This is a genomic window from Nitrospira sp. Ecomares 2.1, from assembly GCF_965152585.1.
Genome location: NZ_OZ224219.1, coordinates 580,417 through 604,706 on the forward strand (window position 1 = coordinate 580,417; position 24,290 = coordinate 604,706).

Sequence of the window (24,290 nt, forward strand, 5' to 3'; positions counted from 1 at the left end):
AACATAGGGGTGTATCGATGAGAGTCATTATTTCTCTAGCGTGCGGAGATTGCAAACGTCGAAATTATTCGACAATGAAAAATAAGAAAAACGATCCAGATCGGTTGGAAGTTAAAAAATATTGCCGTTTTTGTCGAAAGCATAGCCATCACAAAGAGGTGAAGTGATTGCTGGTATGGGTCTTAGGTTGCGTGCAGGTTGGAGGGGCATGGTGTCAACGGCTAGCACGTCGGTCTCCAAAACCGAAAGTCCGGGTTCGAATCCCTGTGCCCCTGCCATAATTGTCCGTGGATTTAATGTGCCTAATAAGAGACGTTTATTGTCGGGGTTTCGAAAAAGACTGAGGGGGTAGGTCGTGTTTAAGAAGGTATGGTTTTCCATTACAGAATTTATGTCTGACGTGCGTGGTGAACTTAAAAAAATTTCTTATCCTACTAAGTCTGAAACGATTGGATCGACCACGGTGGTTCTGTTGTTTTGCGTTATTATGTCTCTTTACCTCTCTGTGGTGGATTCATTTCTCGTTTGGTTAATTAGCCGGGTTATTTAGTTTAGCATCTAAAGAAGGGAATTCATGTCGAGTCATTGGTATGTCATTCACACCTATGCGGGATATGAGGGGCGAGTTCGAGCTGGAATAGTCGAGCGGGCGAATCAATTGGGTATGGCGGATTCGGTGGCGCAAGTCCTTGTTCCTACGGAGGATGTAGTGGAATTTAAAGAAGGAAAACGCCGGGCCTCCAAACGAAAATTCTTTCCCGGGTATGTTCTCCTTGAAGCGAACGGTCCGCTTGGGGATGAGGTTGTGGCTATGATTAAAGAGACCCCCAAGGTGACCGGTTTTATTGGAGGGGGAGCCAGGCCAATCCCGCTTGATCCAGAGGAGGTGTCCACGCTTTTAAAGCAGTTGGAGTCTGGCGTGACGGCTCCGAGGGAATTGGCGAATTTTTCAAAAGGGGACAATGTCAGAATTGTGGATGGCCCATTCTTGGGATTCAATGGATTAGTGGATGAGGTTGATCAGGATCATGGTCGGGTAAAGGCGCTAGTCAGTATTTTTGGTCGATCAACCCCGGTGGAGTTGGCGTTTGCTCAAGTTGAGCGGGTTTAGAAACAAGGGGAGTTTTCCTTTTTACTTTTAAGTATTACGCAAGTCGATGCAAGGTAGGTGAAGGCATGGCCAAAGAAGTAACTAGTCAAATTAAATTGCAGATTCCGGCTGGAAAAGCCAATCCTGCTCCTCCTGTTGGGCCTTCTTTGGGGCAACATGGAGTAAACATTATGGAGTTTTGTAAACAGTTTAATGCTAGGACTCAGAAGCAGGAGGGAAGCATTATCCCTGTGGTCATTTCTGTTTATAAGGATAGAAGTTTTAGCTTCGTGACCAAGACTCCTCCGGCATCAGATTTACTGAAGAAGGCTGCCGGTATCATAAAGGGTTCAGGGATTCCGCATAAAAATAAAGTTGGGACAATCACTATGGCACAGCTAGAGGACATTGCTAAGTTGAAAGTAGAAGATTTAAATGCCGGTGATATTCCAGCTGCGATGAATGTGATTGCAGGAACTGCGAGAAGTATGGGCATTACGGTTGAGGGGTAAATAATATTGTGAGGCTTTTAACAGAGGGTATGCGCCGTGGGAAAGAAATTTGAATCGGCTTTAGGGAAGGTAACAAAGGCCCTGTATTCGTTGGAGGAGGCGAGTGACCTGGTTAAGCAGGCTGCTTTTGCCAAATTTGATGAAACAGTAGAGCTGTCACTTTGCCTTGGGGTAGATCCCAAGCGCGCGGATCAGATGGTTCGCGGGACCACGGTCCTTCCTCACGGAACGGGGAAAAAGGTCCGAATTTTAGTGATTGCAAAGGGAGAAAAAGAGCAGGAGGCCAGGGAAGCGGGGGCCGATTTTGTGGGGAGTGATGACCTTTTGCAGAAAATTCAAGATGGATGGCTTGATTTTGACTCCATGATTGCGACCCCGGACATGATGGGTGCTGTTGGAAGAATGGGGAAAGTTTTGGGCCCACGAGGGTTAATGCCAAATCCCAAAACTGGAACGGTGACCTTTGAAGTTGGGAAAGCCATTCAGGAGATCAGGAGGGGGCGTGTTGAGTATAAGGTGGATAAGGCCGGCAACATTCATGTTCCTGTTGGAAAAGTGTCTTTTCAGGGTCAACAAATTAGAGAAAATGCTCAGTCGGTTTTTGATTCCATCATGAAGGCTAAGCCCTCTTCCAGTAAAGGTAAGTATGTGAAAAGTGCGACATTATCCAGCACGATGGGACCAGGAATCCATCTTGACGGAGTCGCGATTGCAAAGCAGGTCAGTTGAAACTTTAATCTCAGCAGGTGAGTTCGAGGTATGAAAAAAACTGATAAAAATGAAGCTGTGGCAGTCATGCATGAACAATTCGCCCGAGCGCGGATTGCCATTGTAACGGAATGCGCAGGTATGCCCGTGAATAAAATTAATGATTTGCGAAAACAACTTCGGCAGGCGAAGTCAAACTTTCAGGTGGTAAAGAATACGCTTGCCGTAAGGGCTATTGGGGGAACAGGACTTCTGCCGTTACAACCCTTCTTTAGAGGGCAATCGGCATTGGTTATTGGATATGATGATCCGGTTTTGCCCGCAAAAGTTATACGTGACTTTATTAAAAGCGAAAAATGTGAGGAGAAATTGCTCCTCAAGGCAGCGATTTTAGACGGAGTCGAGTTGGATCCGGCTCGTATCTCGGCTGTGGCAGATTTGCCGTCAAAAACAGAATTGTTGTCGATGTTGTTGTCGGCCTTCCAAGGGCCAATTCGAGGTTTTGTCGGGGTATTAGGTCAAATTGTAAGAAGTATTGTTGCGGTATTAGCCGCAATACAAGAAAACAAAACTCAGAAAGGAGAAGGGGAGATGAGCGCAACGGAGACTAAGATGTCAAAAGAAGATTTCATTAAGGTTATAGAGGGCATGAGTGTCCTTGAATTGTCGGATCTTGTTAAGGGTCTGGAGGATCGGTTCGGTGTGACGGCAGCGGCGCCAGTTGGTGTGATGGCTGCTGCAGTTGGCGCAGCGGCTCCAGCCGCCGAAGAGCAGACGGAGTTTACAGTAGTCCTAGGTTCTGCTCCAGCGGATAAAAAGATTCAAGTCATCAAGGTGGTGCGAGAGATTACTGGGTTGGGCTTGAAGGAAGCTAAGGACCTCGTCGAAGCGGCCCCGAAGGCGGTGAAGGAGGGCGTGTCTAAAGAGGAGTCTGAGAATATTAAGAAAAAGCTTCAAGATGTTGGTGCAACTGTAGAAGTAAAGTAGTGGTAGTGTTTTCCTCATTTTGAGGACTCGGTGTGGAGACTTAGGAAGTTTCGAGGGCCAGCAGGAAGCTGAAGTGGCCGTTAATCCTTAAGGAGACAGGAATGGGACAACCAGCCTTTGAGGGCAGTGTTCAGCGACATAGCTTTTCAAAAATTCGCTCACATATTGAAATTCCGGATTTGGTTGAAGTGCAGCGCCGATCCTATGAGGAATTTTTGCAAGCGGAAACATTGCCGGATCGTCGTGAGGACAAGGGATTGCATGCAGCGTTTAAAAGTGTGTTTCCCATTATGGATTATAACAATTCGGCCATTTTAGAATTTTCCAGCTATTCTTTGGGAACTCCAAAGTATGACACGAGGGAATGTATTGAGCAGGGAATGACCTTTGCCGCACCCTTAAAGCTTCGTGTGCGCCTGGTTGTTTTCGATCAACAAGATAAAAGTGTGAAAAACAGGGTGTTGGATGTGAGGGAGCAGGAAGTCTATGTCGGGGAGCTTCCTTTGATGACTGATCGCGGCACATTTATGGTGAATGGCACGGAGAGGGTGGCAGTTAGTCAATTGCATCGATCTCCAGGTCCTTCATTCGGCCATGATAAGGGCCGGACGCATTCAAGTGGCAAAGTCTTGTTTTCTGGTCGGATTATCCCTTATCGGGGATCGTGGCTTGATTTTGAATATGATGCCAAAGATATTTTGTATGTACGAATTGACCGCCGCAGGAAAATGCCGGCGACAATTTTATTAAAGGGTTTTGGTTTTAGCACGGATGATCTTCTTAAGATGTATTATCCGGTAGAGGAGGTGCGCGTCGATAATGGTGCCTTGCTCCGCAAGCTTGATCCCGACATTCATGCAGGATTGAGATCTTCTTCGGACCTCTTCGAGAAGGGGTCAGGGGAACTATTAGTCAAAGAAGGTGCCAAGCTCAATAAGACGCTCATGGGGCGTATCCGATCGGCTGGAATAAAAGAAATTCCTATAAAGCAAGAAGATTTGGTTGGTCGAGCCGTCTTAACCGAACTGGTGGATCCTGGCACTCAGGAGGTAATTTTAGAAAAAAATCAACGACTCACGGCACCCGTGTTGGAGCGAATTCTGGAAAGCGGAGTTGAAGGATTTAAAGTTATTTACCTGGATAGCCCTACCACCAGTCCTGTCATTCTGGATACCTTGGAGGCCGAGCGGACCAATTCAAAGGAAGAAGCCTGGGTTGAAATTTATAAACGCCTTCGGCCTGGGGAGATGCCATCCATTGAGTCGGCAAAGTTATTGTTTGAAAATCTTTTTCTGAATCCCAAGCGTTATGACCTTTCCCCTGTTGGTCGTTTGAAAATGAACAAACGATTTAACCTTGATTTGTCAATGGAGCAAAGGACGCTATCCGCCCAAGATATTGTCGAGGTGGTGAGATGTTTAGTGGATCTGAAGGCCGGAAAGGGTGCAGTTGATGATATTGACCATCTAGGAAATCGGCGTGTTCGTTCGGTTGGTGAGTTGTTGGAAAATCAAATCCGTATTGGTCTGGCAAGAATGGAGCGAAGCATTAAAGAGCGAATGAATCTGTTGGACATGGAAACCGTGCTGCCTCATGACCTGATCAATGCCAAGCCTATAGTCGGTGCCATTAAGGAATTTTTTGCCGGGAGTCAGTTGTCGCAGTTTATGGACCAAACTAACCCGTTGGCAGAGATCACTCATAAACGAAGACTGTCTGCTTTGGGGCCTGGTGGTTTGACAAGGGAGCGAGCAGGTTTTGAGGTGCGGGACGTTCATCCGTCTCATTATAGTCGTATTTGTCCTATTGAAACTCCAGAAGGACCGAATATTGGGTTAATTACGTCATTAGCTACGTACGCTCGGATTAATGAGTTTGGATTTATTGAAGCTCCATTTCGGAAAGTTAAAAAAGGTCGGGTAACCGATGACGTTGAATTCCTGTCGCCATTGGATGGGGATCAGGTTGTTATCGCTCAAGCCAATTCAGTGATGGATAAGGATGGGACGCTCACGTCTGAAACGATTACGGCCAGAGAAGCAGGGGAATTTGTGACCACGACCCCCGATAAGGTGGACTATCTCGATGTTTCTCCTAAGCAGGTGGTCAGTGTGGCGACTGCGTTAATTCCATTCCTTGAGCATGATGACGCCAACCGGGCGCTTATGGGTTCGAATATGCAACGCCAGGCAGTCCCCACAATTAAGAGTGAAGCACCTTTGGTCGGAACGGGCATGGAAGCTGTCGTAGCAAGAGATTCTGGATATTTAGCTATTGCTCAACGAGATGGGATTGTAGAGTCGGTAGATGCGAGAAGAATTGTTGTAAGAACCGGACTCAAGGAAAAGGATGACAAGAAAAAAGGTTCCCGAATTCTGGATACCTATGATTTGATTAAATTTCAACGGACGAACCAAAATACGTGTATCACCCAAACCCCCATTGTTCGAATCGGGCAGCCGGTCAAGCAAGGTCAAGTGCTAGCGGATGGTCCAGCGATGGATCGCGGAGAATTGGCGTTGGGAAAAAATGTGCTCGTCGCCTTTATGCCATGGGGTGGCTACAACTATGAGGATGCTATTCTTTTAAGTGAAAAAATGGTTAAAGAGGATGTGTTTACTTCTATCCATATCGAAGAGTTCGAAGTAGAGGCACGTGATACGAAGTTAGGAAAAGAAGAAATTACTCGGGATATTCCTAATTTAGGGGAAGAGGCCCTTCGAAATTTGGATGAAAGTGGAATCGTGCGAATAGGTGCAGAAGTCAAGCCTGGCGATATTCTTGTTGGGAAAGTCACTCCCAAAGGGGAGACGCAGTTGACCCCGGAGGAAAAATTGTTGCGTGCGATTTTCGGGGAAAAGGCCGGGGACGTGAAGGATACTTCGCTTCAGGTACCACCAGGCATTGAAGGTATTGTTGTGGACGTCAAGATTTTCTCGCGAAAAGGCGTAGATAAAGATGAACGGTCTCGGACAATCGAGACGGACGATCGCGTCAAAGTTGAGCGGGACTATCAGGAAGAATTGCGAATTATCGAAGAAGAGCGAAATCGTAAGATTCGAAAGCTTTTGCTTGGGCAATTTGTCGGTAGGGATTTAATGGATCCTGATAGTGGAGAAGTGATTCTAAAGAAAAAGGGGCGAATTACGGCTGAAGTCCTTCGTAAATTGTCTGATGATGATGCGCGTAGGGTGATACTGGCTGACGCGGAAGAACAGAAAAAACTTGATGAAATTGAGCGGGAAGCCAAAGACCAAATAGAAATCTTGCAGACGCAATACGATGAAAAGGTTGGTCGTCTTCGACGTGGCGATGAATTGCCTCCCGGAGTCATTAAGCTTGTAAAGGTGTATTTAGCGATCAAGAGAAAAATTGCCGTTGGCGATAAAATGGCCGGTCGCCATGGAAATAAGGGCGTCGTTTCCAGAATTATGGCGGAAGAAGATATGCCGTATCTCCCGGATGGAACCCCTGTTCAAATTGTCCTGAATCCGCTTGGTGTTCCTTCACGAATGAATGTAGGACAAATTCTTGAGACCCATTTGGGATGGGCGGCCAAGGCTTTAGGGATTCAGGTTGAGACCCCTGTTTTCGATGGGGCATCGGAAAGGGAGATTAAGGAGTTACTGAAAAAAGCAGAGCTCCCGGAATCAGGCCAGTCGGTTGTTTATGATGGCCGGACAGGAGAGCCATTTAAAAGTCCTGTCACGGTAGGATACATGTATATGTTGAAACTCCACCATTTGGTGGACGATAAGATTCACGCTCGCTCAATAGGGCCGTATTCTTTGGTTACCCAGCAACCGCTTGGAGGAAAGGCTCAATTTGGTGGTCAACGCTTAGGAGAAATGGAGGTCTGGGCTCTTCAGGCGTATGGGGCCGCTTCCACCTTGCAGGAATTTTTGACGGTAAAATCGGATGACGTACCTGGACGGTCACGAATGTATGAAGCGATCGTGAAGGGAGAAAACTTCCTTGAGCCTGGTCTTCCGGAGTCCTTTAATGTGTTAGTAAAGGAGTTGCAGAGTTTGGGGTTGGATGTGGAGCTGATCAAATCTGCTGATTAGACGGGTAGTCTGATTCTGCAATCCCATCATTCAACATAATCGGAGGAACGAACTTGGACAGTATCTATTCGCTTTTTGAAAAACCTCGTGATGCAGTTTCGTTTGATGCCATGCGGATTCGTATCGCCTCGCCTGAGAAAATTCGCTCGTGGTCCTACGGTGAGGTAAAAAAGCCTGAGACAATCAACTATCGGTCCTTTAAGCCTGAGCGGGATGGGTTGTTTTGCGCAAAAATATTTGGACCAACAAAAGATTGGGAATGTAATTGCGGTAAATACAAGCGAATGAAGCATCGCGGTATTGTATGTGATAAATGCGGCGTGGAAGTCATTCAGTCAAAAGTTCGACGTGAGAGGATGGGCCATATCGAATTGGCTGCTCCTGTAGCCCATATTTGGTTTCTCAAGGGTGTGCCAAGCCGAATTGGGATCCTTTTGGATATGAGTTTAAAGCAGCTGGAAAAGATTCTGTATTTTGAGGCCTACGTGGTCTTGGATCCTGGTAATACGAATTTGAAAGAACGGGAGCTCCTGACTGAGGAAAGATATCGGGAATGTGTTGAGGAGTATGGGGCCAATTCATTTAAAGTGGGTATTGGGGCTGAAGCTATTCGTGAATTATTGCGCAAAGTAGATATAAATGCTTTGTGGGATGAGCGCCATGTCAAGATTAAAAGTACGACATCCGCGGCTGTAGGAAAAAAACTGACGAAACGTTTGAAGGTCATTGAGGCATTTCATAAGTCTGGAAATAATCCGGAATGGATGATTATGGATGCCATTCCTGTGTTGCCGCCTGAGCTTCGCCCTCTGGTGCCCTTAGATGGTGGCCGGTTCGCAACGTCGGATCTTAATGACCTCTACCGACGAGTGATAAACCGCAATAACCGTCTTAAGCGATTGGTGGAATTGAAGGCCCCTGGTGTCATTATCCGCAATGAGATGCGTATGCTTCAGGAGGCGGTCGACGCGTTGTTTGATAACGGCCGTCGGGGTCGGGTTATTCGTGGTGCCAATAAGCGTCCTTTGAAATCCTTGAGCGATATGCTTAAAGGAAAACAGGGTCGATTTAGGCAGAATCTCCTGGGGAAACGGGTGGATTACTCTGGACGCTCGGTGATTGTGGTTGGTCCTGAATTGCGGCTTAACCAATGCGGATTGCCTAAAAAGATGGCTCTAGAATTATTTAAGCCGTTTATTTTTCATAAATTGGAAGAACGTGGTGCGGCGACCACAATCAAAAGTGCCAAGCGATTGGTTGAGAAGGAGCGTCCAGAAGTCTGGGATGTTCTTGATGAGGTAATTCGGGAGCATCCGGTCATGTTGAATCGTGCTCCAACGCTTCATCGACTAGGGATTCAAGCCTTTGACCCTATTTTGGTTGAAGGTAAGGCTATTCGTCTTCATCCGTTAGTCTGTGCGGCCTTTAATGCAGACTTTGACGGGGATCAAATGGCTGTCCACGTTCCGCTTTCGGTGGAAGCCCAAATTGAAAGTCGGGTATTAATGATGGCTGCCAATAATGTCCTTTCACCTGCAAATGGCCGACCCTTGTCCATTCCATCCCAGGACATGGTGTTAGGGTGCTATTGGCTGACGAAGGATCGTGATGGTGCCCGTGGCGAAGGGAAAATTTTTTCGTCCGCAGAAGAAGTCCGGATTGCCTATGATTCGCAGGAAGTAGAAGAGCAGGCGAGAGTGAAAGTGCGAATCGATGGAGATATGATCGATACCACGGTTGGGCGAGTTATTCTTTCGGAAGTGCTGCCAACCAGTATGCCATTTTCACATGTGAATCAGCTTATGACAAAAAAAGAGCTGACGAAATTGGTTGATCGTGTTTATCGCAAAACCGGCTTACATGAAGTGGTCGTCATGCTTGATAAATTGAAGGATTTAGGATTCTCTTATGCCACAAAAGCTGGGGTTTCTATTTGTATAGACAATATGCATATTCCTTCTCGAAAAAAGGAATTGATCGAGCGGGCAAAGGGAGATGTTTATCAAGTTCATGAGCAATACAGTGAAGGCTTGATTACAAATGGGGAGCGCTACAATAAGGTTATCGATATATGGGCGCATGTTGGGGAAGAAGTCGCAATTGAAATGATGAAGGAAATTAAAGAGGGAGGCGGGCGAGGTGCAGCAGAAGGCCTTAATCCTATTTATATGATGGCGGATTCAGGCGCCAGGGGAAGTTCGCAGCAAATTCGCCAATTGGGCGGAATGCGCGGTCTTATGGCCAAGCCTTCAGGGGAAATTATTGAAACCCCTATTACCGCTAATTTCCGAGAGGGTCTCACTGTTCTGCAGTATTTTATTTCGACTCATGGGGCACGCAAAGGGTTGGCCGATACGGCACTCAAGACGGCAAATTCCGGATACCTCACTAGGCGCCTTGTCGACGCGGCTCAGGATGTGATTATCAGTGAGCCTGATTGTTTTACAACGGACGGAATCATTGTTTCGGCCTTGGTAGAGGGAGGAGAAGTGATTCAATCCCTGGATGAACGCATCCTTGGTCGGTTGACCGCTGAGGATCTGCTCGACCCTGTCACGCAGGAAGTCATTGTTAAGGCTCATGAAGAGTTAGAGGAAGAGCTTTGTAAGACCATTGTTGAAGCAGGAATTGATCACGTAAAAATTCGGTCGGTTCTCACGTGCCAATCCAGATGGGGGGTATGTGCTAAATGTTACGGTAGGGATTTGGCGCGCGGTCGGCTTGTAGAAATGGGTGAGCCTGTTGGGGTTATCGCCGCTCAATCCATCGGAGAACCAGGTACTCAGTTGACGATGCGGACCTTCCATATTGGAGGCACGGCCAGTAAGGTTGTGGAGCAAACTGTTCTAGCATCGAAGCATGACGGCACGATCAAATTTTTAAGCTTTGACGCAAAGAAAAATGCGGATTTTTACAATCCCAGCATGGCGGTGAAAACCCGACAAGGAGATTGGGTCGTCATGGTAAGAAATGGCAAGGTTGCGGTAATTGATGAAACTGGCCGTGAGCGTGAAAAATATCCTGTTGTGTATGGGGGTAAGATAAAGGTCCCTGATGGAGGAAAAGTCGAAATTGGGCAGAAGTTTGTGGAGTGGGATCCATATTCACTCACAATTCTGACTGAAGTGGGGGGAAGAGTGGCTTTCGGTGATATTGCCGAAGGAGTCACCATGAAAGAAGAAGTGGATGAGGTCACGGGTTTATCCCGTCGTGTGGTCATCGAGCAAGCGGGGACCAATTTGCGTCCACGCTTATCTGTTAAGGACGAATCAGGGAAGACCGCAAAACTTTCTTCCGGATCGCCTGCCCGATACCTCCTGCCGGTGGGAGCTCATATTTTTGTGGAAAAAGGCTCGTCTGTATTTCCAGGTGATGTGTTGGCAAAAATTCCAAGAGAAACCACTAAGACAAAAGATATTACCGGAGGGTTGCCCCGAGTTGCCGAATTGTTTGAAGCAAGAAAGCCCAAGGAGCATGCCGTAGTCACGGAAATTGATGGAGAGGTGTCTTTTGGTGGTTTTGTGAAAGGCCTGCGGAAGGTTGTTGTGGATAATAAGATTGGTGATGTAAAAGAATACTTTATTCCACGTGGTCGACACGTCAATGTCCATGAAGGGGATTGGGTAAGAGCTGGGGAGCCTTTAATGGATGGATCTGCTAATCCGCATGATATTCTAAGCGTCTTGGGACCAAGAGAATTGCAAAAGTATTTGGTTGATGAAGTGCAGGAGGTTTATCGCCTACAGGGAGTGGTGATTAATGATAAGCACATTGAGGTCATCACCCGGCAAATGCTGAAAAAAGTGAGGATTGAAGATGCTGGCGATAGTTCCTTCTTGCCTGGCACTCAGGTCAATAAATCTGTTTTTGATGATGAGAATGAGAGGGTCCTTTCTGAGGGTGGACAGCCGGCATTAGGTAAGCCTGTCTTGTTGGGAATCACGAAAGCCTCTCTGAGTACTGACAGCTTTATTTCTGGTGCCTCTTTCCAGGAAACAACAAGGGTTCTGACGGAGGCAGCTATTAATGGACGTACAGATGATTTGCGTGGGTTGAAGGAGAATGTGATAGTGGGCAGGTTGATTCCGGCTGGAACGGGATGGGGGGCGTACCGCGAAACTTTTGTCCCCAAGCGAACGGAAGAGGTGGCGCTGTCATCAGAGGATCAACAAGGTTTAAATAAAGTTCATTCGTTAAGTGATAAATGAATTTAATTGTTTATTTTATGAGTAAAAATGATCTTGACATAATGAAAATGAATCTATAAGATCATCAGGTTCGCCTCAATGATTTTTGCAAGTTAAATTTCTCAAAATTAAGATGTAATTGGAATTAAAATGCCAACAGTAAACCAATTGATAAGAGTCGGCCGTAAGGCAATTAAAATAAAAAGTAAGAGTTCGGCTTTAAATCAATGCCCTCAGAGAAGGGGTGTGTGCCTTCGTGTATATACTACCACGCCTAAGAAGCCAAATTCGGCATTAAGAAAGGTGGCGAGGGTTCGGTTAACGACTGGGCTTGAGGTGACGGCATATATACCTGGTATGGGGCATAATCTTCAGGAGCATTCTATCGTTTTGGTCAGGGGTGGTAGGGTGAAGGACCTTCCTGGTGTCAGATATCACATGATCCGTGGGGCGTTGGATGCCGTCGGGGTTGCTAATCGGAAGCAGGGGCGATCAAAGTATGGAGCAAAGCGTCCCAAGTAGTAGGCTTCGCGCTTTCACCTTCGCTTATTCAATTTAAAACTCGCTAATTTTTTAGGGGAAAAAATGCCACGTAGGCCACTCGTTCTTCGTCAAAAGGTAGTGCAGGATGCCAGGTATAAAGACCAGGTTGTTGGGAGGTTTTTAAATATTCTCCTTCAGGACGGAAAGAAGAGTACGGCTGAAAGGGTTTGTTATGGTGCCTTTGATATTGTCAGGGATAAGACGGGAGATGAGCCTCTTAAGGTATTCCATGCTGCCCTTGGGAATGTCAAGCCGATGGTTGAGGTGAAGTCGAGGCGGGTTGGTGGGGCATCTTATCAGGTGCCGGTTGAAATCCGTCCTGTGCGGCAGGTGGCGTTGGCTTTGAGGTGGATTAAGCAAAGTGCTCTGGCGAGAAGCGGCAAGAGTATGAGGGAAAAATTAGCGGCAGAGCTCATGGATGCTGCGAATAATAATGGTTCGGCGGTAAAGAAGCGGGATGAGACGCACCGGATGGCTGAGGCGAATAGAGCGTTTGCCCATTACCGGTGGTAGGTTTCATTCTTTGGTGTTTTCTTGGGTAGATGGTTTAATTCTCTGTTTAATCTTAATTGAATGAGCCCTTGGCGGCATTTTTTTGTGTGAGGGATTTGTGTCTGCAGATTTTATTTTAAGTCGAACTCGGAATATTGGGATTATGGCCCATATTGATGCCGGGAAGACTACGACAACGGAGCGGGTCCTCTATTACACCGGGGTTTCTCATAAAATTGGTGAGGTCCATGAGGGTGCGGCAACGATGGATTGGATGGAGCAGGAGCGGGAGAGGGGGATTACGATTACCTCTGCTGCTACCACCTGTTTCTGGAAAGAAAGTCGGATTAACATTATTGATACCCCTGGTCATGTGGATTTCACGATTGAGGTGGAGCGGTCGCTTCGAGTGCTCGATGGGGCTATAGCTGTTTTTGATTCGGTTCAGGGTGTGGAGCCGCAATCCGAGACCGTGTGGCGGCAGGCAGATAAGTATCGCGTCCCACGAATTGTGTTTATGAATAAGATGGATCGAGTGGGGGCTGATTTTTTTGCAAGCGTAAAGTCTTTGGTTGACCGGCTTGGGGCCAAGCCTGTTCCTGTGCAATTGCCTTTGGGAAGTGAGGATGGATTGCGGGGGGTAATTGACCTTCTGGTTATGAAGGCGTTGGTTTTTGATGATGAGACTCTTGGGGCTGCCTATTCCGTTCAAGAAATTCCTGATGAATTTATGGGGGTGGCGAAAGAGTACCGCGAGAAATTATTGGATGCCGTTGTAGAGTTTGATGAAGTGGTGATGGAGCGGTATTTGGCTGGAGAGGTGCTTGGGGTAGATGAAGTTAAGCGGGTGATCCGGGCTGGGACGATAGGGTTGAAAATTAATCCGGTTTTTTGTGGGTCGGCATTTAAAAATAAAGGTGTTCAGCCGTTACTCGATGGTGTGGTGGATTATCTTCCTTCGCCGGTTGATCTTCCTCCGGTGGTGGGGATTGATCCTCATACTGAAGGGGAAATCACTCGGAAACCTCAAGATAGTGAGCCATTTGCTGCGTTGGCATTTAAGATAATGTCTGATCCTTTTTCCGGTCAATTGACGTATTTCAGGGTATATTCAGGGAAATTAACCGCTGGATCTTATGTTTACAACGTCGCAAAGGGGAAAAAAGAACGAGTAGGGCGATTGTTGAAAATGCATGCTAATAAGCGAGAGGAGATTGAGGAAGTCTCTGCTGGTGATATTGCTGCAGCTGTGGGACTCAAGGATACTCGAACGGGTGATACGCTTTGTGATGAGAAGCATCAGATATTGCTGGAAGTTATAAAATTTCCTGAGCCGGTTATTTCATTAGCGGTTGAGCCAAAAACCAAGCAAGATATGGATAAATTGGGCTATTCCTTGGAAAAGCTTGCTCAGGAAGATCCTTCTTTTCAAGTTAAATCTGATGATGAGACGGGCCAAACAATCATTTCTGGAATGGGCGAATTGCATCTTGAGATCATTGTGGATCGGCTCCTTCGGGAATTTAAGGTGCAGGCGAATGTAGGAAAGCCTCAGGTAGCTTATCGCGAAACTATTAAGGGAAGAGCTGAGGCTGAGGGGAAATATGTAAAGCAGACCGGTGGTCGTGGTCAGTATGGCCATGTGTGGTTGAGGGTTGAGCCCGCTGAGTCTGGCGTAGGGTTGGAGTTCGTCAATAAAATTGTTGGAGGTACGGTTCCAAGGGAATATATCGCTCCGGTTGAAAAAGGGGTTCGTGAGCGTATGGAGAGTGGAATTCTTGCTGGGTACCCCCTTCGTGACCTTAAGGTGACTTTATTTGACGGGTCTTTTCATGAGGTGGATTCGAGTGAGATGGCTTTTAAGATTGCGGGGTCAATGGCGTTGGTGAGTGCTTGCCAGAAGGCCGATTTGGTTTTATTGGAACCGGTCATGAAGGTTGAGGTGCTTGTTCCTCAAGATTTTATGGGGGATGTGATAGGTGATTTAAATAGTCGGCGGGGAAAAATTCATGGGATGCGGGCAAGAGGGACCTCTCAAATTGTCGATGCTGAGGTTCCTTTGAGTGAGATGTTTGGTTATTCCACAGATTTACGTTCAAAGACTCAGGGGCGTGCGACGTATAGTATGGAATTTGAGTCTTATGAAGTGGTGCCAAAGCTCATGGCTCAACAAATCATAAAAAAGAATCAAGGGGAGTAGTATCCTCGTAAATTTTCTAACTCGGTACGGTAAGGATTTCAAGAGGAGGTAGGGCATGGCGAAGGCGAAGTTTGAGCGGAAGAAGCCGCATGTCAATGTGGGAACGATCGGGCATGTCGACCATGGCAAGACGACATTGACCTCGGCCTTGACGAAGGTGATGGGCGATACGGGGAAGGCCAAATTTATTCCCTATGATGAGGTGGCCAAGGCGAGTGAGAGCCAGGGGCGACGGGATCCGACCAAAATTCTGACCATTGCCATCTCCCATGTGGAATATGAAACGGATAATCGGCATTATGCGCACGTCGACTGCCCGGGGCATGCGGATTATGTGAAGAATATGATTACGGGGGCGGCGCAGATGGACGGCGCGATTTTGGTGGTGAGTGCCGCTGATGGGCCGATGCCGCAAACGCGGGAGCATATTTTGTTGGCGCGGCAGGTCGGGGTGCCCTTTATTGTGGTCTTTTTGAATAAAGCGGACAAGGTTGAAGATAAAGAGTTGTTGGAGTTGGTGGAATTGGAAGTGCGGGAGTTGCTCACGAAGTATGGCTTCCCGGGCGATGATGTGCCGGTGGTCATTGGGTCCGCGATCAAGGCGATTGAGGGGGATCAGAGTGAAGTGGGGGTCCCGTCGATTATGCGCTTATTGGAGGCCGTCGATAGCTATATCCCGACCCCGCAGCGGGCCATTGACAAGCCGTTTCTCATGCCGATTGAAGATGTCTTTACGATTAGCGGTCGGGGGACGGTGGTGACGGGCCGGGTGGAGCGCGGGGTGGTCAAGGTGGGGGATGAAATTGAGATTGTGGGGCTGAGGCCGACGCAGACGACGATTGTCACGGGCGTGGAAATGTTCCGGAAGGTGTTGGATGAGGGGCAGGCGGGTGACAATATTGGGGCGCTGTTGCGGGGTACGAAGAAAGAGGATGTGGAGCGGGGTATGGTGTTAGCCAAGCCGAAGAGTATTACGCCGCATACGAAATTCAAAGCGGAAGTGTATATTTTGACGAAGGATGAGGGCGGGCGGCATACGCCGTTTTTTAATGGGTATCGTCCGCAGTTTTACTTCCGGACGACGGATGTCACGGGGGTGGTGCAATTAAACCCGGGGGTGGAGATGGTGATGCCGGGGGATAATGTGTCGTTTGAGGGGGAATTGATCTCCCCGATTGCCATGGAGCAAGGGGTACGATTTGCAGTGCGAGAAGGGGGCCGAACGGTGGGAGCCGGGGTGGTCACGGAAATCGTCGCGTAAGAACATACTGGTGTTAGTGGAAAGGGTAGGTTTTTGTGGATCGAGACCGCAGAATACGAATACGCTTAAAAGGTTTTGACTATAGGGTGTTGGATCAATCTCTTCGTGAGATTGTTGATACTGTTCGTCGGAGCGGAGCCCGCATTGCCGGACCGGTGCCTCTCCCTACGAGGATTGAGAAGTGGACGGTTCAGAGATCGACTCACGTTGATAAAAAGTCACGTGAGCAGTTTGAAATCCGAACTCATAAGCGGTTGCTGGACATTATGGAACCAACGCCTGAGACTATGGACGCTTTGATGAAGCTGAATCTGGCGGCCGGAGTAGATGTGGAAATTAAGCTTTAGTTTTTGTGGTCAAGGCTTTCCTTAGTTACGGTAAACTTAATCTAGGTAATTATTGAATTATGGTTAAAGGGTTGATAGGAAAAAAATTAGGAATGATTCAAGTGTTCGATGAGGAGCGGCGCCTTATCCCTGTGACGGTTATTGAAGCGGGTCCATGCGGAATTGTTCAGCTCAAAAAAAAGAGTACAGATGGCTATGAAGCCGTCCAAATAGGATTCGATGAGGTCCCGGAGCGGAAGCAATCAAAGGCCCAGTTGGGGCACCTGAAAAAAGCAGGAAATAAGGTTTGGCGTCATTTAAGGGAATTTGACTCTGCCGGGGATGCGGAGGTTGGCTCCATGGTTGACGTAAATTTATTTACCGAAGGTGAGCCAATTAATGTCCAGGGGATTTCTAAGGGAAAGGGTTTTCAGGGAGTTATTAAAAGGCATAATTATGCTGGTGGTCCCGCGTCCCATGGTTCAATGTTCCATCGAGCCCCTGGGTCTATCGGATCAAGCTCCTTTCCTTCAAGGGTGTTAAAGAATAAAAAGCTACCTGGTCATATGGGTAATAAGCAGATAACGGTTAGAGGTTTGAAGGTTTTCGGAATAAAGTCAGAAGAAAATATCCTGTTAATTACCGGGTCTGTCCCTGGTCCGGTCGGAGGGGTAGTCATTGTAAGGAAGGTTGGCTAATGCAGTCTATTGATGCTTTTCCCGTAATAGGCCAAGACGCTCGGCCTGTAGATAAAGTTGACTTAACTGATGGGGTTTTCAGTTCCACTGTCAATCCTTCGCTGGTTCATCGGGCTGTGGTGATGCAGCAATCAAGTAAAAGGCAGGGTACGGCTTCTACAATCGGGCGTGGCGAAGTAAGGGGTGGTGGTAAAAAACCTTGGAAGCAGAAACATACGGGGAGAGCAAGGTCTGGATCAAGTCGTTCTCCCATTTGGAGGGGTGGTGGGACCGTTTTTGGGCCGCAACCACGATCATATGCTTCCACGCTGCCAAAAAAAATGTATAGGGCGGCCCTGAAGGGGGCTCTTGCATCCAAGGTTGGAGATGGATTGATAGTTTTGGATGATCTGGCACTGCCAGAAATGAAAACACGTGAATTGGTTAAATTGTTATTAAATATTGGGGCAAGTGGAAAAGTCCTTTTAGTTATCCATGATGGTTTGGCCGATTTTTTTCGTCTTGGGAAAAATGTAAAAAATTTAAAGATCCTTCATGGCAAAGACCTTAATGTGTATGACGTGCTTTGGTGTGAGAAAATGGTAGTAACCAGAGTAGAGCTAGAACGAATCCAGGAAATTTGGGTGTAACGTGAATCCACATGATGTTTTGATACGTCCATTGTTAACAGAAAAAATCACGGCAATACGCGAAATAAAAAACGCTATTGCATTCTCCGTGCATCGTCAGGCAACGCGAATTGATGTTCGTAGAGCCGTGGAGAAGGTTTTTAGCGTAAAGGTCGCTTCTGTGAATATGATGAATGTTAAGGGCAAAAAGAAGCGACAAGGTCGTTTTACCGGTAAAAGATCGGATTGGAGAAAGGCCTTCATCACATTAAAAGAAGGTGAAAAAATAGAACTGTATGAAAGCGCCTAGTATGGTTTCTTTGTTTCATTTAATGAATGGTGAGAATTAGGTTATGCCAATAAAAGAATATAATCCAACATCACCTGGGCGAAGAGGAATGTCGGCAGTTACGGGTGAGGGGTTGTCGCGTAAAAGGCCTCTGAAATCCTTGACCACCTCTAATTCTAAGTCTGGTGGAAGGAATAACGCTGGGAGGATTACATCCCGATTTAAGGGTGGTGGACATAAGCGGCTTTTTCGGAAAATTGATTTCAAGCGTGACAAGTTTAAGGTTGTCGGTAAGGTTGCCGGTTTGGAGTATGACCCAAATCGTTCCGCTCGAATTGCACTGCTGTATTATGCAGATGGAGAGAAGCGCTATATTTTGGCTCCTTTTGGTTTAAAGGTGGGTGATTCAGTCCAGTCCGGTAGTGGAGTTGACGTGAGGGTTGGGAATGCGATGCCACTTATGGAAATGCCGCTTGGTATAGTGGTTCATAATGTTGAATTGAAGCCAGGGAAGGGTGCCCAGTTGGCTAGAAGTGCTGGGGCTTCTGCTCAGGTAATGGGCCGTGATGAAGGGTACGTCCAGATTAGATTAACGTCTGGTGAAATGAGAAAGATACTCGGAACATGTATGGCAACTATTGGCCAGGTGGGAAATACGGACCATAACAACGTAACTATTGGCAAAGCCGGCAGGTCACGATGGTTGGGACGTAAGCCTCATCAGCGTGGGGTAGTGATGAATCCGGTTGACCATCCGCATGGCGGTGGGGAGGGTAAGTCTGGTCAAGGTAATCCTCATCCCGTTTCACCGTGGGGGCAGCCTACCAAGGGTTTTAAGACTCGGAAGCCGCGAAATCAAAGCTCGCGTTTTATCATTGCAGGTAGAAAGAAAAAGTCCCGTTAATATAAGGGGGAATCGATGCCAAGGTCAGTTCATAAAGGTCCATTTGTCGATGACCATATTGCTAAAAAAGTAGAAAAGGCCAGGGAAGGGAGAGAGTCCAAGGTAATAAAAACTTGGTCTCGCCGTTCGACAATTATTCCGGATATGATCGGTTTGACTTTTGCGGTCCATAATGGGAAAAAATTTATTCCGGTTTTTATTACCGACAATATGGTTGGCCATAAATTGGGTGAATTCGCTCCAACAAGATTTTTTAAAGGACATGGGCATGCCAGGAGTGAGAAGGCAGTTGCGCTAAAGTAGGGAAATTAACCGAATCCGAAGTCATGAAATACTTGAGAAGGTAGAATAAAGATATGACTGAAGCTAAAGCAATTCTTCGACATGTAAGACTGGCTCCACGTAAAGCAAGGTTAATGGTTGATTTGGTGAGGGGAAGGAATGCGGCGGAAGCATTGGCCATATTGAAATATACGCCAAGGTCAGCTGCCAGGGTGGTTGAACAATTGCTCTTTTCTGCAGTTTCCAACGCTGGGCAGAAAGATTTAGGTGACCCGGAAAATCTTAAAATTTCGAGGGCTTATGTGGATGGTGCTCAAATTTACAAACGGTTTCGCCCGCGATCAATGGGAAGGGCTAACCCTATTCATAAGCGAACAAGTCATATAACGATCGTTGTATGTCCAGCTAATTGATAAAGTGCCTTTATATTCAAAACTTGGGAGTTAGGGGGAGACGGAATACATGGGTCAAAAGACGCACCCGTATGGATTCAGATTAGGTTATACCCGTACATGGCATTCGCGATGGTATGCAAAAAAGGACTATGCGAAGCTTCTTCACCAAGATTTGTCTATAAGGGACGTGGTTAAAAAGCGATTGTATCATGCCGGCATATCAAGTGTAGAGATTGAACGGTCAGGTAACCAGCTGAAATTAATTATTCATACTGCCCGTCCTGGAATTATCATAGGGAGGAAGGGCGCTGAAGTTGATAAATTGAAGGCCACGCTTGAAAAAGAATATGGCAATGAAGTTTTCGTAAACGTGAAGGAAATTAAAAAGCCGGAATTGGATGCGCAGTTGGTTGCGGAAAATATTGCTACCCAATTGGAAAAGCGTGTCTCTTTTCGGCGTGCATTGAAGCGTAGTGTTGCATCTTCCCTTCGACTTGGGGCTTTGGGAATTAAAGTGTACTGTGCTGGACGCCTGGGTGGACATGAGATTGCCAGAACGGAATGGTATCGGGAGGGTCGAGTACCCCTTCATACTCTTAGGGCCGACGTGGAATATGGATTTGCAGAAGCAAAAACCGCAATGGGTCAAATAGGAGTTAAGGCTTGGATTTATAAAGGGGATGCTCAGATTCCTTCTTTGGAAAAATCCGAGCCTTCCTTGGGTTTTTTATAAAAGATTAAAAGATTTAAGTGATTGGAGTAATTGAAAGATGTTAGCTCCGAAAAGGGTAAAATTCAGAAAGGTTCAAAAAGGCCGAATGCGTGGGAAGGCCTACCGTGGGGGGGAAATCGCCTACGGGGTGTTTGGCCTTAAAGCCATGGAGCCCGGAAGAATTACTGCCAGGCAAATCGAAGCAGCTCGTATTGCTATGACCAGACATGTAAAAAGGGGTGGAAGGATTTGGACCAGAATATTCCCTGATAAACCCATTACGAAGAAACCTGCTGAAGTTCGAATGGGAAAAGGAAAGGGGAACCCTGAGTATTGGGTTGCACCTATAAAGTCTGGAAGAATTTTGTTTGAAATGGATGATGTTTCCCAAATCGTTGCGGAAGAGGCTTTGCGTTTAGCAGGACATAAGTTACCTGTGGCAACAAAGTTTGTTATTCGTGGCGAAATACCGGTTTTGTAGGTATTGGATATGGAAATGGACGAAATAAAAAATTTAGAAAAAATTGAATTGCTTGAAAAAGTAAATAAATTGAAACAAGAATTGTTTCATTTTAGGAGTCAATTGGCATTGGGGCGAATGGAAAACCCCATGAGAATACGTGAGACAAGAAAAAATATCGCCAGGGTTCAAACGGTTCTTCGCCAAAAAGCTACCTAGTCAACCACGATTTTGAAGGAAAGTTGCTCCACTATGACACAGACCAGGGCTATGCCTCGATCGCTTACGGGAAAAGTTGTCAGTAATAAAATGCAAAAGACCGTAGTGGTTGAAGTTGTTCGCATTGAGCGCCATTCTTTGTATGGGAAAGTTATGAGAAAAAAAACCAAGATAAAAGCTCATGACGAAATAAACCAATGCCTAATAGGTGATCAGGTTAATATTGTTTATGCGCGCCCTTTAAGCAAGAGCAAGCACTGGCGTGTTGCAGAGGTCTTAACTAAGCGAGTGACCACCTAGGATTACAGAAGAAGGTGTCTTATATTTTCCCTTGAGTTTGTAAGAAATAGAGTTAATAAATGATACAAAATTATACCTATCTTGATGTTGCTGATAATTCAGGCGCGAAAAATGTCATGTGCTTTCATGTATTGGGTGGTACAAAGCGTCGGTATGGATCTTTGGGTGACATTATTGTTGTGGCAGTGAAAGAGGCAATTCCAAAGGCATCCGTTAAAAAGGGTGACGTGATGAAGGCTGTGATTGTGCGAACAAAAAAAGGCCGACGTCGAGAGGATGGTTCACACATTAAATTTGACCGGAATGCTTGTGTCTTAGTAAACGCTCAGGGAGACCCGGTTGGAACTCGTATCTTTGGACCGGTTGCAAGAGAGTTAAGAAAGAAGAAATATATGAAAATCATATCTCTGGCCCCAGAAGTCATTTAGGTAGGTTATTATGTCTGAAAAATTTCGAATAAAAAAAGGCGATATGGTTATGGTTATCGCTGGCAAGGAGCGTGGGAAGACGGGTAAGGTCCTCCAGGTCCAAACAAAAGATGCCAGAGTCACAGTTGAAAAGCTCAACATATTAAAACGTCATACAAAGCCCAACGCAAAAAACAAACAGGGTGGAATTCTTGAAAGGGAAGGTTTTATAGCCATTTCAAATGTCATGGCTTTCTGTGAATCCGCTAAGAAACCTTCTAGGATTAAAATGAAAACTTTTGATGATGGACGAAAAGTGCGTGTTTACCAAAAAGATTCAAACGAAGTTTTGGAAAAAAGCTGATGAAATCAAAATCGGTTACGAAACAAACAGCTAAAACAAAAGAAAAAGCCGTAGGTTCTTCTGCTATTAAACCGACGGATTATGTTCCTAGGATTAAGGCGATGTACCAAGAAAAAGTCATTCCGGCTATGATGAAGGAATTTGGCTATCAAAATCCCATGCAGGTCCCTCGGGTTGAGCGGATTGTCTTAAATATTGGAATGGGAGAAGCCGTTCAAAATGTAAAGTTGTTAGAAAGTGCTGCTGCAGAACTTGAGCAAATTTCAGGACAAAAGCCTGTCCTGACTCGTTCAAAGAAGGCCATAGCTGGATTTAAATTGCGTGAAGGAATTCCGATCGGAACCAAGGTTACATTAAGGGGCGCAAGAATGCATGAGTTCTTGGACCGATTGGTATCCGTGGCTTTGCCGAGAATTCGGGATTTCCGTGGGATCTCACCAAAAGCTTTCGACGGACGAGGGAACTATACTCTGGGTTTAAAAGAACAGCTGGCATTTCCTGAAATTAAATATGACGATGTTGCATCAATACATGGTATGGATATTACGTTTGTTACCACCGCTCAACGGAATGATGAAGCCAAATCTTTATTGACCCACTTGGGAATGCCTTTTAGAAAACCCTAGAGAGGGAAAGGAGCGTACGTGTCAAGGTTAGCATTAAAGAATAAGGCTAAGCGAAAGCCAAAGTTCACGGTTCGCCACTATAATCGCTGCGCTCTTTGCGGCAGAGTGAGAGGTTTTTTGCGACGTTTCCTTATGTGTCGAATTTGTTTTCGTTTCCTTAGTTTGAAGGGTGATATCCCTGGTGTCACTAAATCTAGTTGGTAGACTTCTTGTGGTAAACGGATTTTTTGGGTATTTGGCTAATCATTCAATACGAGGTTTTTTAGCATGTCGATGACTGATCCTCTCGCAGATTTATTCGTGCGAATTCAAAATGCGGGACGCCGTGGACACGATTTGGTTAAAATCCCATCTTCTCGTGTTAAAAAAGATATACTACGAATTTTCAAGGAAGAAGGATTTATTCGTGACTACAAGGCAGCTACGGGTGCCAATGGCCACCCGGTTATTGAAGTATCGCTTCGATATGCCCCTGGTAGACAAAAGAAGTCCTTCATAACTGGGATAAAAAGAATAAGTAAGCCTGGATGTAGAGTTTATGCTGGGAAAGAAGATCTGCCACGGGTAATGCGTGGATTGGGTTTGGCAATCTTGACCACTGACCGTGGGTTATTAACGGATGAGCAATGCCGGAGTTCCCAGGTTGGCGGTGAAATTCTGTGCCATATTTGGTAATTTTTGGATACTTATTTACTTGGTTTTTTAATTAATAGGTAAATCATGTCGAGGATTGGAAGAAAGCCGATATCAATTCCAAAGGGCGTGGAAGTGCGCGTCCTTGATGGAAACGTTTTGGTGAAGGGACCGCTCGGTGAGTTGCAATGGAACCTAAACCCAGGAATACAAATCAGTATCGAAAATGAGGAAGTTTCCTTAACCCGGAATAGCGATTCGGCAAAACTCAAGGCCTTGCATGGACTAACAAGGGCTGAACTCGCAAATCAGGTAAAGGGGGTGAAGGAGGGTTTTCAGGAAAACCTAGAAGTGATGGGGGTTGGATACCGCGCCCAAATTCAAGGAAAAGAATTGAGCTTTTCCGTAGGATATGCTCATCCCGTATCAATGGGATTGCCAAAAGGGGTAGAGGCGTCTGTTGACAAACAAACTTCGATTTCTCTTAAGGGTATTGATAAACGAATGGTTAGCTTGGTTGCAGCTCAAATCAGAGGTATGAAGGTTCCTGATGTGTACAAGCAAAAAGGTATAAAGTATGTTGGTGAAATACTTCGTAAAAAAGCTGGCAAAGCCGGTAAAAAGTAGGTTGAATTTGTGAATATACTTGAAAAACAAAAAAGATTAAGTAAACGAAGTAGGCGCGTCCGTTTGCGCATCGTGGGCTTGTCTTCCCGTCCACGATTAAGTGTATTTAGAAGTAATTCTCATATCTATGCCCAGATCATTGATGATTCGGCTGGGCGCACTTTGGTTTCTGCGTCATCCTGCGACCCTGGTTTAAAAGACAAGATAAAATCTGGTGGGAATATTGAAGCGGCGAAAATGGTTGGGCAAGCAATCGCTGAACGGGCAAAAGCCATACCAATTGAACTAGTCGTCTTTGATAGAGGTGGAAGATTGTATCATGGTCGGGTAAAGGCTTTGGCAGATGCCGCGCGTTCCGGAGGACTGAAATTCTAATCAGAACCAGCCTTAAAT

General features: G+C 46.2%; 30 protein-coding genes, 1 tRNA gene and 1 pseudogene. All 32 read left to right on the plus strand.

What is annotated here, in order from left to right; translation table 11 throughout:
- The first annotated feature begins 17 nt into the window (after positions 1 to 17).
- The 32 genes and pseudogenes from rpmG to rplR all read left to right on the plus strand — a co-directional run bounded on the left by rpmG (position 18) and on the right by rplR (position 24,272).
- On the plus strand, positions 18 to 167 hold the full coding sequence (gene rpmG / locus ACWHYD_RS02645) for a 50S ribosomal protein L33 (RefSeq protein ID WP_447964386.1): 150 nt from the start codon (positions 18 to 20) through the stop codon (positions 165 to 167).
- Positions 168 to 202: 35 nt separating this feature from the next.
- A tRNA-Trp gene (locus ACWHYD_RS02650) sits at positions 203 to 278 on the plus strand.
- A 113-nt stretch (positions 279 to 391) separates the two neighbouring features.
- Positions 392 to 550 carry a preprotein translocase subunit SecE gene (gene secE / locus ACWHYD_RS02655; RefSeq protein ID WP_342346657.1) on the plus strand — a complete coding sequence of 53 codons (159 nt, stop codon included), beginning with the start codon at positions 392 to 394 and terminating at the stop codon, positions 548 to 550.
- A gap of 24 nt (positions 551 to 574) precedes the next feature.
- The gene (gene nusG / locus ACWHYD_RS02660; protein ID WP_447964387.1) at positions 575 to 1,111 is read left to right on the plus strand and encodes a transcription termination/antitermination protein NusG; all 537 of its coding nucleotides are present in this window, start codon (positions 575 to 577) and stop codon (positions 1,109 to 1,111) included.
- A 65-nt stretch (positions 1,112 to 1,176) separates the two neighbouring features.
- Positions 1,177 to 1,602, plus strand: coding sequence for a 50S ribosomal protein L11 (gene rplK / locus ACWHYD_RS02665; protein ID WP_447964388.1), 426 nt, complete (start codon positions 1,177 to 1,179; stop codon positions 1,600 to 1,602).
- A gap of 36 nt (positions 1,603 to 1,638) precedes the next feature.
- Complete coding sequence (gene rplA, locus ACWHYD_RS02670) at positions 1,639 to 2,331, plus strand: 50S ribosomal protein L1 (protein WP_447964389.1); 693 nt, start codon at positions 1,639 to 1,641, stop codon at positions 2,329 to 2,331.
- A gap of 30 nt (positions 2,332 to 2,361) precedes the next feature.
- Positions 2,362 to 2,868: pseudogene (rplJ, locus tag ACWHYD_RS02675) on the plus strand (50S ribosomal protein L10); the annotation flags it as partial.
- Positions 2,869 to 2,922: 54 nt separating this feature from the next.
- Positions 2,923 to 3,297 carry a 50S ribosomal protein L7/L12 gene (gene rplL / locus ACWHYD_RS02680; protein ID WP_447965812.1) on the plus strand — a complete coding sequence of 125 codons (375 nt, stop codon included), beginning with the start codon at positions 2,923 to 2,925 and terminating at the stop codon, positions 3,295 to 3,297.
- A gap of 101 nt (positions 3,298 to 3,398) precedes the next feature.
- Positions 3,399 to 7,364: a DNA-directed RNA polymerase subunit beta gene (gene rpoB, locus ACWHYD_RS02685; protein WP_447964390.1), complete on the plus strand. Its 3,966-nt coding sequence runs from the start codon at positions 3,399 to 3,401 to the stop codon at positions 7,362 to 7,364.
- 53 nt (positions 7,365 to 7,417) lie between these two features.
- Entirely contained in the window at positions 7,418 to 11,572 is a 4,155-nt protein-coding gene (rpoC, locus tag ACWHYD_RS02690; RefSeq protein WP_447964391.1) for a DNA-directed RNA polymerase subunit beta', read from the plus strand.
- A gap of 129 nt (positions 11,573 to 11,701) precedes the next feature.
- Entirely contained in the window at positions 11,702 to 12,073 is a 372-nt protein-coding gene (gene rpsL, locus ACWHYD_RS02695; RefSeq protein ID WP_447964392.1) for a 30S ribosomal protein S12, read from the plus strand.
- A 63-nt stretch (positions 12,074 to 12,136) separates the two neighbouring features.
- On the plus strand, positions 12,137 to 12,607 hold the full coding sequence (gene rpsG, locus ACWHYD_RS02700) for a 30S ribosomal protein S7 (protein ID WP_312646252.1): 471 nt from the start codon (positions 12,137 to 12,139) through the stop codon (positions 12,605 to 12,607).
- A 97-nt stretch (positions 12,608 to 12,704) separates the two neighbouring features.
- Entirely contained in the window at positions 12,705 to 14,786 is a 2,082-nt protein-coding gene (gene fusA, locus ACWHYD_RS02705) for an elongation factor G (protein ID WP_447964393.1), read from the plus strand.
- 55 nt (positions 14,787 to 14,841) lie between these two features.
- Entirely contained in the window at positions 14,842 to 16,047 is a 1,206-nt protein-coding gene (gene tuf / locus ACWHYD_RS02710) for an elongation factor Tu (protein WP_447964385.1), read from the plus strand.
- Between the two features lie 35 nt (positions 16,048 to 16,082).
- Positions 16,083 to 16,394 carry a 30S ribosomal protein S10 gene (gene rpsJ, locus ACWHYD_RS02715; RefSeq protein ID WP_312646254.1) on the plus strand — a complete coding sequence of 104 codons (312 nt, stop codon included), beginning with the start codon at positions 16,083 to 16,085 and terminating at the stop codon, positions 16,392 to 16,394.
- A 59-nt stretch (positions 16,395 to 16,453) separates the two neighbouring features.
- Positions 16,454 to 17,071, plus strand: a complete 618-nt coding sequence (gene rplC, locus ACWHYD_RS02720) for a 50S ribosomal protein L3 (RefSeq protein ID WP_447964394.1) — start codon at positions 16,454 to 16,456, stop codon at positions 17,069 to 17,071.
- Positions 17,071 to 17,700 (plus strand): 50S ribosomal protein L4, encoded by a 630-nt coding sequence (rplD, locus tag ACWHYD_RS02725; protein ID WP_447964395.1) that lies wholly within the window; start codon positions 17,071 to 17,073, stop codon positions 17,698 to 17,700. The genes rplC and rplD overlap by 1 nt, the downstream gene beginning before the upstream one ends.
- Position 17,701: 1 nt before the next feature.
- Positions 17,702 to 17,989: a 50S ribosomal protein L23 gene (locus tag ACWHYD_RS02730; RefSeq protein WP_447964396.1), complete on the plus strand. Its 288-nt coding sequence runs from the start codon at positions 17,702 to 17,704 to the stop codon at positions 17,987 to 17,989.
- 43 nt (positions 17,990 to 18,032) lie between these two features.
- Positions 18,033 to 18,872 carry a 50S ribosomal protein L2 gene (gene rplB / locus ACWHYD_RS02735; RefSeq protein ID WP_447964397.1) on the plus strand — a complete coding sequence of 280 codons (840 nt, stop codon included), beginning with the start codon at positions 18,033 to 18,035 and terminating at the stop codon, positions 18,870 to 18,872.
- Positions 18,873 to 18,887: 15 nt separating this feature from the next.
- Positions 18,888 to 19,175, plus strand: coding sequence for a 30S ribosomal protein S19 (rpsS, locus tag ACWHYD_RS02740; RefSeq protein WP_312646260.1), 288 nt, complete (start codon positions 18,888 to 18,890; stop codon positions 19,173 to 19,175).
- A gap of 53 nt (positions 19,176 to 19,228) precedes the next feature.
- A complete protein-coding gene (gene rplV / locus ACWHYD_RS02745) occupies positions 19,229 to 19,567 on the plus strand; it encodes a 50S ribosomal protein L22 (protein ID WP_447964398.1) in 339 nt (112 codons plus the stop codon).
- 49 nt (positions 19,568 to 19,616) lie between these two features.
- Positions 19,617 to 20,282, plus strand: a complete 666-nt coding sequence (gene rpsC, locus ACWHYD_RS02750; RefSeq protein WP_447964399.1) for a 30S ribosomal protein S3 — start codon at positions 19,617 to 19,619, stop codon at positions 20,280 to 20,282.
- Between the two features lie 37 nt (positions 20,283 to 20,319).
- Positions 20,320 to 20,742, plus strand: a complete 423-nt coding sequence (rplP, locus tag ACWHYD_RS02755) for a 50S ribosomal protein L16 (protein ID WP_447964400.1) — start codon at positions 20,320 to 20,322, stop codon at positions 20,740 to 20,742.
- A gap of 9 nt (positions 20,743 to 20,751) precedes the next feature.
- Complete coding sequence (rpmC, locus tag ACWHYD_RS02760) at positions 20,752 to 20,940, plus strand: 50S ribosomal protein L29 (RefSeq protein WP_447964401.1); 189 nt, start codon at positions 20,752 to 20,754, stop codon at positions 20,938 to 20,940.
- A gap of 33 nt (positions 20,941 to 20,973) precedes the next feature.
- Positions 20,974 to 21,240, plus strand: coding sequence for a 30S ribosomal protein S17 (gene rpsQ, locus ACWHYD_RS02765; protein ID WP_447964402.1), 267 nt, complete (start codon positions 20,974 to 20,976; stop codon positions 21,238 to 21,240).
- Between the two features lie 59 nt (positions 21,241 to 21,299).
- The gene (rplN, locus tag ACWHYD_RS02770) at positions 21,300 to 21,668 is read left to right on the plus strand and encodes a 50S ribosomal protein L14 (protein WP_312646266.1); all 369 of its coding nucleotides are present in this window, start codon (positions 21,300 to 21,302) and stop codon (positions 21,666 to 21,668) included.
- Between the two features lie 10 nt (positions 21,669 to 21,678).
- Positions 21,679 to 22,011 (plus strand): 50S ribosomal protein L24, encoded by a 333-nt coding sequence (gene rplX, locus ACWHYD_RS02775; RefSeq protein ID WP_447964403.1) that lies wholly within the window; start codon positions 21,679 to 21,681, stop codon positions 22,009 to 22,011.
- Complete coding sequence (gene rplE, locus ACWHYD_RS02780) at positions 22,008 to 22,637, plus strand: 50S ribosomal protein L5 (protein ID WP_447965813.1); 630 nt, start codon at positions 22,008 to 22,010, stop codon at positions 22,635 to 22,637. Before rplX ends, rplE begins: the two co-directional genes overlap by 4 nt.
- Before the next feature lie 18 nt (positions 22,638 to 22,655).
- Positions 22,656 to 22,841, plus strand: a complete 186-nt coding sequence (locus tag ACWHYD_RS02785) for a type Z 30S ribosomal protein S14 (RefSeq protein ID WP_447964404.1) — start codon at positions 22,656 to 22,658, stop codon at positions 22,839 to 22,841.
- A 63-nt stretch (positions 22,842 to 22,904) separates the two neighbouring features.
- A complete protein-coding gene (rpsH, locus tag ACWHYD_RS02790; RefSeq protein WP_447964405.1) occupies positions 22,905 to 23,312 on the plus strand; it encodes a 30S ribosomal protein S8 in 408 nt (135 codons plus the stop codon).
- 45 nt (positions 23,313 to 23,357) lie between these two features.
- Positions 23,358 to 23,897: a 50S ribosomal protein L6 gene (gene rplF, locus ACWHYD_RS02795; protein ID WP_447964406.1), complete on the plus strand. Its 540-nt coding sequence runs from the start codon at positions 23,358 to 23,360 to the stop codon at positions 23,895 to 23,897.
- A gap of 9 nt (positions 23,898 to 23,906) precedes the next feature.
- Positions 23,907 to 24,272, plus strand: coding sequence for a 50S ribosomal protein L18 (rplR, locus tag ACWHYD_RS02800; RefSeq protein WP_447964407.1), 366 nt, complete (start codon positions 23,907 to 23,909; stop codon positions 24,270 to 24,272).
- Positions 24,273 to 24,290: the final 18 nt, after the last annotated feature.